12 protein-coding genes are annotated in these 12,172 nt (G+C 73.0%); 4 read left to right on the top strand and 8 right to left on the bottom strand.

Features of this window, described 5'->3' with window-relative positions; genetic code table 11:
• Positions 1 to 9 precede the first annotated feature (9 nt).
• On the top strand, positions 10 to 597 hold the full coding sequence (locus ACH4PU_RS26675; protein WP_185944228.1) for an isochorismatase family protein: 588 nt from the start codon (positions 10 to 12) through the stop codon (positions 595 to 597).
• Between the two features lie 18 nt (positions 598 to 615).
• Here ACH4PU_RS26675 and ACH4PU_RS26670 read toward each other — a convergent pair whose 3' ends face one another.
• On the bottom strand, positions 616 to 945 hold the full coding sequence (locus tag ACH4PU_RS26670; RefSeq protein WP_398277018.1) for a hypothetical protein: 330 nt from the start codon (positions 943 to 945) through the stop codon (positions 616 to 618).
• A gap of 423 nt (positions 946 to 1,368) precedes the next feature.
• On the opposite strand from ACH4PU_RS26670, the gene ACH4PU_RS26665 reads away from it, so the two are divergent.
• On the top strand, positions 1,369 to 1,674 hold the full coding sequence (locus ACH4PU_RS26665) for a hypothetical protein (RefSeq protein ID WP_398277015.1): 306 nt from the start codon (positions 1,369 to 1,371) through the stop codon (positions 1,672 to 1,674).
• Here ACH4PU_RS26665 and ACH4PU_RS26660 read toward each other — a convergent pair.
• A complete protein-coding gene (locus ACH4PU_RS26660; RefSeq protein WP_398277012.1) occupies positions 1,660 to 2,352 on the bottom strand; it encodes an RDD family protein in 693 nt (230 codons plus the stop codon). The genes ACH4PU_RS26665 and ACH4PU_RS26660 overlap by 15 nt on opposite strands.
• A 72-nt stretch (positions 2,353 to 2,424) precedes the next feature.
• On the bottom strand, positions 2,425 to 4,191 hold the full coding sequence (locus ACH4PU_RS26655) for an RDD family protein (protein ID WP_398277009.1): 1,767 nt from the start codon (positions 4,189 to 4,191) through the stop codon (positions 2,425 to 2,427).
• A gap of 398 nt (positions 4,192 to 4,589) precedes the next feature.
• On the opposite strand from ACH4PU_RS26655, the gene ACH4PU_RS26650 reads away from it, so the two are divergent.
• Entirely contained in the window at positions 4,590 to 5,006 is a 417-nt protein-coding gene (locus ACH4PU_RS26650) for an SsgA family sporulation/cell division regulator (RefSeq protein ID WP_398277006.1), read from the top strand.
• 61 nt (positions 5,007 to 5,067) lie between these two features.
• On the opposite strand, the gene ACH4PU_RS26645 is transcribed toward ACH4PU_RS26650, so the two are convergent.
• Complete coding sequence (locus ACH4PU_RS26645; protein ID WP_398277003.1) at positions 5,068 to 6,435, bottom strand: FAD-binding oxidoreductase; 1,368 nt, start codon at positions 6,433 to 6,435, stop codon at positions 5,068 to 5,070.
• A gap of 130 nt (positions 6,436 to 6,565) precedes the next feature.
• The gene (hppD, locus tag ACH4PU_RS26640) at positions 6,566 to 7,711 is read right to left on the bottom strand and encodes a 4-hydroxyphenylpyruvate dioxygenase (protein WP_398277000.1); all 1,146 of its coding nucleotides are present in this window, start codon (positions 7,709 to 7,711) and stop codon (positions 6,566 to 6,568) included.
• A gap of 121 nt (positions 7,712 to 7,832) precedes the next feature.
• On the opposite strand from hppD, the gene ACH4PU_RS26635 reads away from it, so the two are divergent.
• Positions 7,833 to 8,300, top strand: a complete 468-nt coding sequence (locus ACH4PU_RS26635; protein ID WP_398276997.1) for an Lrp/AsnC family transcriptional regulator — start codon at positions 7,833 to 7,835, stop codon at positions 8,298 to 8,300.
• A gap of 210 nt (positions 8,301 to 8,510) precedes the next feature.
• On the opposite strand, the gene ACH4PU_RS26630 is transcribed toward ACH4PU_RS26635, so the two are convergent.
• The 3 genes from ACH4PU_RS26630 to ACH4PU_RS26620 all read right to left on the bottom strand — a co-directional run bounded on the left by ACH4PU_RS26630 (position 8,511) and on the right by ACH4PU_RS26620 (position 12,101).
• Entirely contained in the window at positions 8,511 to 9,314 is an 804-nt protein-coding gene (locus ACH4PU_RS26630) for a hypothetical protein (RefSeq protein WP_398276994.1), read from the bottom strand.
• 57 nt (positions 9,315 to 9,371) lie between these two features.
• On the bottom strand, positions 9,372 to 10,013 hold the full coding sequence (locus tag ACH4PU_RS26625) for an IclR family transcriptional regulator (protein WP_185944208.1): 642 nt from the start codon (positions 10,011 to 10,013) through the stop codon (positions 9,372 to 9,374).
• Positions 10,014 to 10,313: 300 nt separating this feature from the next.
• Positions 10,314 to 12,101, bottom strand: a complete 1,788-nt coding sequence (locus tag ACH4PU_RS26620; protein WP_398276991.1) for a DEAD/DEAH box helicase — start codon at positions 12,099 to 12,101, stop codon at positions 10,314 to 10,316.
• Positions 12,102 to 12,172 lie beyond the last annotated feature (71 nt).

The raw sequence follows: 12,172 nt of genomic DNA, 5'->3' as shown, positions 1-12,172 counted from the left end.
TCAAGCGCCATGAACCGTGCACTGATCATCGTCGACGTGCAGAACGACTTCTGCGAGGGCGGCGCCCTCGCGGTGGCCGGCGGCGCCGACGTGGCGGCGGCGATAACCGACCTGGTGGGCGAGGCCACCGCCGGTTACGCCCACATCGTCGCCTCCCGCGACATGCACATCGACCCCGGAGACCACTTCTCCGAGCACCCGGACTACGTCGACTCGTGGCCCGTCCACTGCGTGGCCGGCACCGAGGGCAGCGGCTTCCACCCCAACCTGGCGCCCGCCATCGCCTCGGGCGCGATCGGCGCGGTGTTCGACAAGGGCGCCTACGCGGCCGGCTACAGCGCCTTCCAGGGCGCGGACGAGAACGGGACCGGCCTCGCCGACTGGCTGCACGCCCGGGACGTGGCGGAGGTCGACGTGGTCGGCATCGCCACCGACCACTGCGTCCGGGCGACCGCGCTGGACGCCCGCCGGCAGGGATTCGCCACGACCGTCCTGCTGGACCTGACGGCGGGCGTGGCCCGGGAGACCGTCGACACCGCCCTGGAGGAGCTGCGCGGGGCGGGCGTGGAGCTGATGGGCAAGCCCGTGGTGGGCTGACGGGCCGGCCCCCGGGGCTCAGGCGGCTCCCGCCGGGCGGCGGAGCAGCCGCGCTATCGGATGCCACCACTCCGTCTCGTCCTCCGGCGCCGACCGCCACACCAGCCCGTCCGGATGGTGCAGCGCGGCGCTCACCTCGTCCGGGCTCGGCGGTTCGCTGTTCCCGCGGAGGAAGACCGCCCGGAGGCCGAGATTCCGTACCCGGGTGAGCGCCCGCTGACGGTTCGCGGCGTGCACCAGGACCCGTACCCGCGTCCCCGGCCGCGCCTCGCCGCCGGGCGGGCTGGGCAGGGACAGGGCGACGACCACACTGCCGTCCGGGAGCTTGACGAATCCGCCGCCGGCCATCCGCATCACCCTCCGTGGAGCCTCCGGGTCGGTCCCCGTGTCAACAAGGGACCGTCACCACCGCATCCAACCCCCATCGACGGCGACCCGCCAGGGAAATCCGGAAAAACGGCTCTGACCTGGCGCTTTATCCGCAGCGCGAATGATCTTGCGGCTCCGGGCCGACCACCGCCCGGCGCCTCCTCCGGCCGGCCGGGAGGCGGCTGTCAGTAGTGGGGGCGCCTGCCGCGAGCGGTTACGCGGGCGCGTCCGGCCCACCACCCGGGCGGATCGGCCACGCCCCGCGCCTCTCACGCCTCGGGACGGTGGGCAAGGGCGTGCTTACCGGCCGTTCCCCTAGGGCAGACAGGACCGTAGAGTCTTTTTGCGGTACGTACCTGTCGGCTCTGCACCCCACCATCCCCCCCGAGGACGGATTCCGTCATGCCGCGTCCGACGTCAGCACAGATCGTTTACGGCTCGGCCACCGTTGTTCTCTCGACCCTCCTCATGCTGCTGCTGTCACGGACGAGTTCGGGCGCCGGGACCGCCGTCGTCGCCCTGGGCGCGCTGGCGCTCGGCCTGCTCGTGGCCGCGCTGGTGCCCGGCGCGCGCCGGAGCCCACGGGCGGAGGCGGTGCAGCCCCCCGTGCGCCGGCCCGCCCGGGCGCGGCCGGCGGGCGCGCGCGTGGGCGAGCGGCTGGGCGGCCGGGTGAGCGACCGGGTGAGCGAGCACTCACTGCACGGCTGAGACCACCACGGTCTTGGCCGCCTTGTCGTGGATGCACTGCTGATACGGCTTGTCCCAGGCACACCAGAGGACGTTGACCAGCCAGAACAGCGGTCCGCAGCAGGGCACGACCCACGGCAGGCAGTAGACGGCGGCGCGGATCCAGCCCGGCGCGTTCCGGGGCACGGCGCCGTTCTCCAGCATCGCCACGCGGATGCCCATCGCCATCTTGCCGACCGTCTGCCCACGGGCCGTCAGCATCAGGCCCTCGTAGAGGAAGTAGACGATCGCCACGAGGACGCTGAGGCCGGTGTTCTTGGTGTTGTCCTGGGACGGGTCCCAGTGGTCCCAGACGAACGCCGAGTAGATCAGGCTGACCGGGACGAAGACGATCAGGAAGTCGATGATCCGGGCGAGCAGCCGTTTGAAGCGGCTCGCGAGCGGCGGCATGCCCGCCAGCGGGTCCGCCGCGCCGAACCCGTCCCCGTAGGGGTTGCCCGGACCGCCGTGCGGGGGCGGTCCCCCGGCGCCGTAGGGGCCGCCGGGACCGGGGCCGGGACCCGGGCCGGGACCGTACTGGCCGCCCCCGTGGGGGCCGCCGGCGGGCGGGCCGCCGCCGGGCGCTCCCCCGTACGGCGGGAGGTCCTCCGGCGGCTTCTTGCCGAACGGGTCGTCGTCCTGCGGCTGGTCCGTGCTCATGGCCCGAGTACACCCCGGAGGACGGGCCGCCGCATCCGACCGTATGCCGTTCGAGTTGCCCCGGCCTGACGATCAGCCGCGGCCCGACGCGACGAAGGTGCGGGCCGCCTTGTCGTGCCAGCACTGCCGCCAGGGGCGGTCGAACAGGCACCACACCGCGTTGAGCACCCCGACGGCCACCACGCCCAGCAGGCTGTACACCAGCCAGCGGCGCAGCGCGGCGGCGAACGACGGGGTGTCGTGCGACGCGATGCCCAGGACCCGCACCCCGCAGAGCTTCTTGCCCGGTGTGCGGCCCCAGGTGGCGGTCGGCAGGACCTCGTAGAGCACGCCGCCGAGCAGCAGGGCGGCGAGGACGATCGCGAGGTACGTGCCGGTGGTGCCGTCGAGCAGCCAGACGGTGACGGTCTCGCCGGAGCGCTTGGCCCGGTCCACCTTCTCGTCGATGTGGCTCACGGCCCTGGCCCAGAGCGGCACCGCGACGGCGGCGACGGCTCCGCCGAGCACGACCGTGTCGATCAGCCGGGCCGCGAGGCGCCGCCCGAGCCCCGCCGGACGGCCCTCCTGTCGGGCGGCGAGCAGGAACGGGTTCTCCGCCGGCGGCTTCCACGGCGCGGGGGCCGCCTGCGGGGCGGGCGCGGCCTGCTGGACGGGGAGGGGCTGCGCGGGGGACGCCGGCGGGGAGGCGGGTGCGGGCTGGGGAGCGGCGGGAGCCGTCTGCCGCGCGGACGCCGGGGGCGGGGCGGCGGCGGCCGACTGCTGCACGGGCAGGGACTGGGCCTGTGGCCGCGGTTGCGGCTGCGCCTGCGGTGGTGATTGCGGCTGCGGCTGTGGCTTCGGGGGCGCCTGGTGGGCGGCCTGCTGCGGCTGCTGGGCCTGGTGCGGTTGCTGCGATTGCTGAGGTTGCTGCGATTGCGGTTGGTGCTGGGGGGCGAACTGAGACTGCGGCTGATGCAGAGGCTGCTGGGACTGCTGAGGCTGCTGCGATGTCCAGCCGCCGTAGGGCGACTGTCCCGGAACGCCCTGCGCCTGCCCGTGTGCCTGCGCTTGCCCGTGCTGCCCGGCCGGAGCCGGAGGCCGGCCCCGGGCGGGGTCCTGGGCCTGCTGCGGAAGCGGCCGCGCCGTCACCGGCCGGGGCGTCGCGTCCGGCTCCCGGTGCCACGCCTCCCCGCCGCCCGGCGCCGCAGGGGCGGGCCGTCCGCCGAGGTCGACGGTCCCCTGGCCGCCCCGCGGCCCCGCGGCGTCCGGCAGCCGCGGATCACGGCCGCCCGGGACGGAACGCTCCGCCACGGGCCCGACCCCGCCCCAGCCACCGGGCACCCCGGACGCTCCGGGCGCCCCGGGTACTGCGGACACTCCGGACGGCGAGGCCGCCGGAGCCCCCGGGACGGCCCCACCGCCGTACCCCCGTTCGTACCCGTCCCCATAGCCGTTCCCGCCGACGCGCCCGTCCGCCCGGCCGCTCCCGGCGCCCCAGGGGTCACGAGCGCCATGGGCATCACGTGCGTCACGGACACCGTCGACGGCTCCCGCCACCGGCTCCTCGTCCAGGAACACCGGCCCCGTCTCGTTCGACGAGGCGGCGCCGGTCCGCCGTGGCGTGGACGGTCCCGGGCCCTGCCGCGCGGGCGGCGTCGGGCCCTGCGGAACGGCCGGCGGCGGCACGGGCAGACCGGGCGGCGGCGCCGGCAGCGGCTCGCCGTCGGCGGGCGCGGGCCGGCTCGTCCCGGGGACCCAGGCGGTGCCGCTCCAGTAGCGGATGTAGCCGGGGATGGACGGGTCCGGGTAGAAGCCGGCGCCGGGGCTGCTGCCGGCGGATCCCGGGATGGGTGCGCTCATGGTCTCCGGTGTCCCGTATCTGTTCGGCCGTGCTGGGATGTCAGGAAGTCTGCCGCACTGGCGTGGTGTCCTGTGTACCGCTCCGGTGCCCGTGCCCGCGACCGCGGACGCGTTTCCCTGTGACATCTATGCGCAAAAGACAACCCGGGGCGCGGCCAACAGGTCTACCAGACGGCATTCCTCCGTGGGATGCGTTGCCGACGGAACCACTCACACGTGCGACCGGGAGCACCACGCGATGCCGCACGCGGGTGGTGTGGAGGGTGAGACGCGCGAGCAGGCGAGGAGGCGGTGCGAAGTCGCGTCATGACCCGGGGCCGGTCCGCTCTGTTCTGTGCGGACCCGGTTCGCGAGAGACCGCGCACCGGGCAGTGGAACGGAGCGAGAGGGCGCACTTCATGTATTCCGTGGTGGAGCGAGACCTGGAGATCGACCTGGTGCTGTCGCCGGGGCACCGCGTTCCGGTGCCGGCGCGGCTGCACTACCGGGCGGAGGATCCGTACGCCGTACGGATCTCCTTCCATGTGACGTCGGACGAGCCGGTCAACTGGACGTTCGGGCGCGAGCTGTTGACGGAGGGGCTGCGGCGGGCCAGCGGTACGGGGGACGTCCGTGTGTGGCCGGCGCGGAGCGGGGGACGGTCGGTGGTGTGCGTGGGGCTGACCTCGCCGGACGGGGAGGCGCTGCTCCAGGCGCCGGCCGAGGAGGTGGCGGGCTGGCTGGCCGGCACCCTGCGGCTGGTGCCGCTGGGGGCGGAACGGGAGCGGCTCGGACTGGACGAGGGGCTGCGGGAGTTGCTGGCGCAGGGGACCTGAGGGGAGCGGGGGTACGGGGGCCGGGCCCGGTCCCCGTACCCCCGGAGCACCTGGGCACCCCTCAGAACACCTTGCCCGGGTTGAGGATCCCCAGCGGATCGAACACCGCCTTGATCCCCCGCTGCATCTCCATCGCCACCGGCCCGGCCTCCCGCGCCAGCCACTCCTTCTTCAGCAGCCCCACCCCGTGCTCCCCGGTGATCGTGCCGCCGAGCGCCAGCCCGAGCGCCATGATCTCGTCGAACGACTCGCGGGCGCGGCGCGTCTCGTCCTCGTCGGCGGGGTCGAAGCAGACGACGGGGTGGGTGTTGCCGTCGCCGGCGTGGGCGCAGACGCCGATGGTGAGGCCGTGCCGCTCGGCGATGACGCTGGTGGCGTCGACGAACGCGGCGAGGCGCCCGCGCGGTACGCACACGTCGTCGATCATGGTGGCCGGGCTCAGCGCCTCCAGGGCCGGCAGCGCCACGCGCCGGGCGTGGAGCAGGAGTTCGGACTCGGCCGGGTCGTCGGCGGGCACGACCTCGGTGGCCCCCGCGGCGGTGCACACCTCGGCGACGGCCGCGAGGTCGGGGCCGGGGTCGGGGGTGTCGAAGGCGGCGAGGAGCAGGGCCTCCGTGGACTCCGGGAGGCCCATGCCGGTCAGCGAGTTGACGGCCCGGATGGTGGTGCGGTCCATCAGCTCCAGCAGCGACGGCGCGTGCCCGCGCGCCATGATCCGGCGGACCGCCTCGCAGGCCGTGGCGGTGGACGGGAACTCGGCGGCCAGCGCGAGCTGCGCGGGCGGGGCCGGGCGGAGCGCGAGCACGGCCCGGACGACGACGCCGAGGCCGCCCTCGGAGCCGACGAACAGCCGGGTCAGGTCGAGGCCGGCCACGCCCTTGGCGGTGCGGCGGCCGGTGGTGAGCAGCCGGCCGTCGGCGAGGACGACGTCCAGACCGAGCACGTACTCGGCGGTGACGCCGTACTTGACGCAGCACAGGCCGCCGGACCCGGTGCCGATGTTGCCGCCGATGGTGCACTGCTCCCAGCTGGACGGATCCGGCGGGTAGTACAGCCCGTGTTCCAGGACGGCGCGGGAGAGCACGGCGTTGACGACGCCCGGTTCGACGACGGCGATGCGCTCGACCGGGTCGATCTCCAGGATCCGGTCCATCTTGACCAGCGACAGCACCACGCAGCCGTCGACGGCGTTCGCCGCGCCCGACAGGCCGGTGCGGGCGCCCTGTGGCACGACGGGGACGCGGAGCGCGGTCGCCGTGCGCATCACGTGCCGCACCTGGTCCACGGTCCGCGGCAGGACGACGACGGCGGGGGCGCCGGCCGGGCAGAAGCCCGCCATGTCGTTGGCGTAGGAGGCGGTGACGTCGGGGTCGGTGAGGACCGCGCTCTCGGGGAGTCCTTCGCGCAGGAGACTGATCAGATCGCCCATGCGTTCACCTTCCCACCCCCCGGCGGCCCGGGGGAGATCGCGTGGCGCGGCGCGGCCCCGCCGGGAAGGGCGGGACCGCGCCGGGTGGGGGGTGGGCCTCAAGGGGCTCCGGGAGAGGCTCCGGGCCGGCTCAGAGATTGCCGCGCTTCTCCTGCTCGCGCTCGATGGCCTCGAAGAGGGCCTTGAAGTTGCCCTTGCCGAAGCCCATGGAGCCATGGCGCTCGATCATCTCGAAGAAGACGGTCGGGCGGTCCTGGACCGGCTTGGTGAAGATCTGCAGCAGGTAGCCGTCCTCGTCGCGGTCCACCAGGATCTTCAGCTCGCGCAGCGTCTCCACGGGCACCCGGGTCTCGCCGGCCCACTCGCCGAGGGTGTCGTAGTAGCTGTCCGGGGTGTCCAGGAACTCGACGCCGGCCGCCTTCATCTGCCGCACGGTGGTGACGATGTCGTTGGTGGCGAGCGCGATGTGCTGGAGGCCGGGACCGCCGTAGAACTCCAGGTACTCGTCGATCTGCGACTTCTTCTTGGCGATCGCGGGCTCGTTGAGCGGGAACTTCACCTTCCGGGTGCCGTCCGCGACGACCTTGGACATCAGCGCGGAGTACTCGGTGGCGATGTCGTCGCCGACGAACTCCTTCATGTTCGTGAAGCCCATGACCCGGTGGTAGAACTCCACCCACTCGTCCATCCGGCCGAGTTCGACGTTGCCGACGCAGTGGTCGATGGCCTGGAAGTTGCGCTTGGCGGGCGGCGCCACGACCGGGGTGGCGGCGGCGAAGCCGGGCAGGTACGGGCCGCTGTAGCCGGAGCGGTCCACCAGGGTGTGGCGGGTCTGGCCGTAGGTGGCGATGGCGGCGAGGACGACGGTCCCGTGCTCGTCCTTCAGCTCGTACGGCTCCTCCAGGCCCCGCGCGCCGTGCTCGACGGCGTAGGCGTAGGCGGCACGGGCGTCCGGCACCTCGATCGCCAGGTCCACGACGCCGTCGCCGTGCTCGGCCACGTGCTCCGCGAGGAAGCGGCCGCGGTCGGTGGCCGCCTTGATGACGGTGGTGAACACGAACCGGGCACCGCCCGACTCCAGGACGTAACTCGCCGTCTCCCGGCTGCCGTTCTCCGGTCCGGAGTAGGCGACCAGCTTCATGCCGAAGGCCGAGGCGTAGTAGTGCGCGGCCTGCTTGGCGTTCCCGACGGCGAAGACCACCGCGTCCATCCCCTTGACCGGGAAGGGGTCGGCCTGCCGAGCGGTGTCAAAGGCGTGTTCTGTGGTCTGCGTCATACGCGCAGCGTCTCGCCGATCCACAAGGTGCGCAATAGTTTCTGTTTTCGCTGGGCAACCTGCACAGTGAACGCCCGGGACCGCCGGACGTTCTGTACATGGTGACCACGAGGGGTCGGCTGTGGCGATCGATCGTTTGGACGGCAGGCTGATCGAGCTGCTGGCACAGGAACCGCGCATCGGCGTCCTGGAGGCGTCCCGCCGCCTGGGGGTGGCCCGGGGGACGGCCCAGGCCCGGCTGGACCGGCTGCTCTCCCAGGGCGTCATCCGCGGCTTCGGCCCGGACGTGGACCCGGCCGCGCTCGGCTATCCCGTGACGGCGTTCGCGACCCTGGAGATCAAGCAGGGCGAAGGGCCGGACGTGCGGTCCCACCTCGCCGGGGTGCCCGAGGTGCTGGAGCTGCACACCATCACCGGGCACGGGGACATGCTCTGCCGGCTCGTCGCACGGTCGAACGCGGATTTGCAGCGGGTGATCGACAAGGTGGTGGGGATCGAGGGGATCGTGCGGGCCTCGACGGCGATCGTGATGGAGGATGCGGTGCCGCTGCGGATCATTCCGCTGGTGCGGCAGGCTGCCGGGGGGTGAGGTGTGCCCCGGTCCCGCCCCTTCGCCGATTCCCGGGGGCAAGCCCCCGGACCCCCTGAAACCGCGCTCCGCGCGGTTGTCCTCAAACGCCGGACGGGCTATATCAGCCCGTCCGGCGTTTGAGGACGAGCGGCGAAGCCGCGAAAAGGGGGTCTGGGGCGCAGCCCCAGGAAACGGCGAAGGGGCGGGACCGGGGCACACCCCACCGCGTCAACAACGCGGCACCGACCCCCCGGACGCCAACGCCCGCAACGACTCCACCGCATCCCCAAGCTTCCGTACCGGAACAAGGCGCAAGCCAGAAGGCGCCCCCGCCGAAGCCTCCGCACACTGCGCCTTCGGCACCAGGAACACCCCGGCCCCGTCCCGCCCGGCGGCCTGCACCTTCAGCCCCACACCACCCACCGGCCCCACCGACCCATCAGGATCGATCGTCCCGGTCCCCGCGATCGTCCGCCCCCCGGTGAGGTCACCACCCCGCCCGTCCCCGTCGAGCTTGTCGATGATCCCGAGGGTGAACATCAGCCCCGCGCTGGGCCCCCCGATGTCGCCCAGGCTCAGACTGACCTTCACATCGGACGGCGACCGGTGAAGATGCCGCAGAGCGGCCCGCACCGCCGAGTCCTGCGACTTCTTCATCTCCTCGACGTTCCGTTCCTCCGTCTCCTTGTCCGACTTCCCGGGCGGGAACACGGAGTCGTGCGGCATCACCGTCCGGTCCGTGCGGAACCAGTCCGACGCGACCTCGGGCAGCGTGATCTCCGCGTCCGGCCCGGTCGCGATGATCGAGACCATGCGGAGCTGACCGCTGGTGCGCCGGGCCTCGGCGCCGCTGACCGTGATCACCGGCTTGCCCTGGTGGTCGCCGAGGACGTTCACCGTCCAGCCGGGTCTCGCGATCGTGAACGGCAGCGGCGCGAACGCGGCGGTCACGAGCAGCGCCAGGACCGGCACGGCGCAGACGGCGAGGGTCCGGGTGCGGCGGGACCACGCGGACGGAGACGAAAGTGGCATACCGCGAATCTAGTTCACCACCGCACCACCGGGAGCCGCGCCCTCACCGGAGCGCCCTCACCGGAGCGCGTCGGCCACCTCCTTCGCCGCCTCCATCACCCGCGGCCCGACCCGGTGCGGTACGGCGTCGGTGAGCATGACCACCCCGACGCTGCCCTCGATGCCGCTCACCCCGAGCAGGGGGGCGGCGGCGCCGCTGGCGCCCGTCTCCAGTTCGCCGTGGGTCAGGGCGTATCCGGGGTTGTCGACCTCGCCGGCCCGGGCGGCGAGTATCGCCCGGCCGGCCGCGCCGCGGTCCAGGGGGTGGCGGAACCCGGCGCGATAGGCGACGTGGTAGTCGGTCCAGGTCGGCTCGACGACGGCGACGGCCAGCGCCTCCGCGCCGTCGACGAGCGTGAGGTGGGCCGTCGCCCCGACGTCCTCGGCGAGCGCCCGCAGCGCGGGCAGCGCGGCCTCCCTGACCAGTGGGTGGACCTGGCGTCCGAGCCGTAGGACGCCGAGCCCGACGCGGGCCCGGCCGCCGATGTCCCGGCGGACGAGTTCGTGCTGCTCCAGCGTGGCGAGCAGCCGGTAGACGACCGTGCGGTTGACGCCGAGCCGGCTGGCCAGCTCGGTGACGGTCAGCCCGTGATCGGTCTCGGCGAGCAGTTTCAGGACACGCAGTCCTCTGTCGAGCGTCTGCGAAGTCTCCGCGGTCACGACGCCCCCTCCTCCGATGAAAGGCGGGCTCCCATCGCGGTGGGGTTGCGCTTCCGGTCCCGTCCGGCAGCGCGCGAGGAGAGGCCGCCGGGTCGCTTGACGCATACGTTCCTTGACGCATACCACCGGCCGCGCTCCGCGGCGGCGCTGCCACGGGGCGTGTACGTGACCGGCACGGTAGCGAGCCGGTCCGCTCTCCGGAAGAGTCTGCCCACAATCCGGGCGCCCCGCAGAGTATTTGAGAAACGGACGATCAACGAACCGTTTCACCGCGGGCGCCCGGACCGCGAGCCGCTCACGTCACTTCATGCGCGTGGCCCACTCGCGCACCTTCTTGATGCGCTCGTTCAGCTGCCCGGCCGTGGCCTCGGCGCTCGGCGGCCCGCCGCAGGTGCGGCGCAGCTCGGTGTGGATCACGCCGTGCGGCTTGCCGCTCTGGTGCGCGTAGGCGCCGACCAGGGAGTTCAGCCGCTTGCGGAGCTCCAGCAGCTCCTTGTGCGTGACCACGGGCCGGCGCTCGGCCGGCATCTCCAGCAGGTCGGCCTCCTCGTCGGGCTTCCGCCTGCTGTGCGCGATCTGCCGCGCCTGCCGCTTCTGCAGCAGCAGTTGCACCTGCTCCGGCTCCAGCAGCCCGGGGATGCCGAGGTAGTCCTGCTCCTCCTCGCTGCCGGGGTGGGCCTGCATGCCGAACTCGGCGCTGTTGTACAGCACCCGGTCGAAGACCGCGTCCGACTCCAGGGCCTCGAACGGCAGCATGTCCTGCTCGCCGGTGTCCTCGTCCTGCTGCTTCTCCGCCTCCGCCATTTCCTTCTCGGACTCGGCGTAGGGGTCCTCCTCGCCCTCCTTCTTGGGCTTGTCGAGGACGTGGTCGCGCTCCACCTCCATCTCGTTGGCGAAGCCGAGCAGCATGGGGATGGTCGGCAGGAAGACCGACGCCGTCTCGCCGCGCCGCCGTGACCGCACGAAGCGGCCGACCGCCTGCGCGAAGAACAGCGGCGTCGAGATCGTCGTCGCGTAGACGCCGACCGCGAGCCGGGGCACGTCCACGCCCTCGGACACCATGCGGACGGCGACCATCCACCGGGAGTCGCCCGCCGCGAAGTCGTCGATGCGCTGCGACGCCCCCGAGTCGTCGGAGAGGACGACCGTCGGGCCCTCGCCGGTGATCTCGCGGAGGAGCTTGGCGTAGGCGCGGGCCGAGTCCTGGTCGGAGGCGATGACGAGGGCGCCCGCGTCCGGGATGCTCTTGCGGACCTCGGTGAGCCGGCGGTCCGCGGCGCGCAGCACATTGGGCATCCAGTCGCCGCGCGGGTCGAGCGCGGTGCGCCACGCCTGGCTGATCGCGTCCTTGGTCATCGGCTCGCCGAGCCGGGCCTCCAGCTCGTCGCCGGCCTTGGTGCGCCAGCGCATGTTGCCGCTGTAGGAGAGGAAGATCACCGGGCGGACGACGCCGTCGTTGAGGGCGTTGCCGTAGCCGTAGGTGTAGTCGGCGGCGGACCGCCGGATTCCGTCGTTGCCCTCCTCGTAGGTGACGAACGGGATCGGGTTGGTGTCGGAGCGGAACGGCGTGCCGGTGAGGGCGAGCCGGCGGGTGGCCGGCTCGAACGCCTCCAGGCACGCCTCGCCCCAGGACTTGGAGTCGCCGGCGTGGTGGATCTCATCGAGGATGACGAGCGTCTTGCGCTGTTCGCAGCGGTTGCGGTGCAGCATCGGACGTACGCCGACACCCGCGTACGTCACGGCGACGCCGTGGTACTCGCGGCCCAGCGGACCCGCGCTGTACTCCGGGTCGAGCTTGATGCCTATGCGGGCGGCGGCCTCCGCCCACTGCTTCTTCAGGTGCTCGGTCGGGGCGACGACGGTCACCTGCTGGACGACGTGGTGGTGCAGCAGCCAGGACGCGAGGGTGAGCGCGAAGGTGGTCTTGCCGGCGCCGGGGGTGGCGACGGCGAGGAAGTCGCGCGGCTGCTCCTGGATGTACTTCCCCATCGCGCCCTCCTGCCAGGCGCGCAGCTTGTTCGCGGTACCCCAGGGGGCCCGGCCGGGGAAGGCGGGCGAGAGATGGTGGTTGGCTGTGGTGGTAGTCACGGTCTCCGTCGGCTGGATCGGGGCCTTGAGAAATCGGTAAACGACAACCGCGTCAGCCTACCGGGGCCGGG

The sequence above is a fragment of the Streptomyces sp. NPDC021100 genome (assembly GCF_044333095.1).
Classification (GTDB): Bacteria; Actinomycetota; Actinomycetes; order Streptomycetales; family Streptomycetaceae; genus Streptomyces.
The sequence above is the reverse complement of the archived record's forward strand: the minus strand, read 5'-3'. Positions and strand labels throughout refer to the sequence as shown.

Coding starts and splice junctions, on each gene's coding strand:
- ACH4PU_RS26645 (WP_398277003.1), bottom strand. CDS start 6,435: ATGGGCGATCTGATCAGTCTCCTGCGCGAAGGACTCCCCGAGAGCGCG.
- ACH4PU_RS26650 (WP_398277006.1), top strand. CDS start 4,590: ATGTATTCCGTGGTGGAGCGAGACCTGGAGATCGACCTGGTGCTGTCG.
- ACH4PU_RS26660 (WP_398277012.1), bottom strand. CDS start 2,352: ATGAGCACGGACCAGCCGCAGGACGACGACCCGTTCGGCAAGAAGCCG.
- ACH4PU_RS26670 (WP_398277018.1), bottom strand. CDS start 945: ATGGCCGGCGGCGGATTCGTCAAGCTCCCGGACGGCAGTGTGGTCGTC.
- ACH4PU_RS26630 (WP_398276994.1), bottom strand. CDS start 9,314: ATGCCACTTTCGTCTCCGTCCGCGTGGTCCCGCCGCACCCGGACCCTC.
- ACH4PU_RS26665 (WP_398277015.1), top strand. CDS start 1,369: ATGCCGCGTCCGACGTCAGCACAGATCGTTTACGGCTCGGCCACCGTT.
- ACH4PU_RS26675 (WP_185944228.1), top strand. CDS start 10: ATGAACCGTGCACTGATCATCGTCGACGTGCAGAACGACTTCTGCGAG.
- hppD (WP_398277000.1), bottom strand. CDS start 7,711: ATGACGCAGACCACAGAACACGCCTTTGACACCGCTCGGCAGGCCGAC.
- ACH4PU_RS26655 (WP_398277009.1), bottom strand. CDS start 4,191: ATGAGCGCACCCATCCCGGGATCCGCCGGCAGCAGCCCCGGCGCCGGC.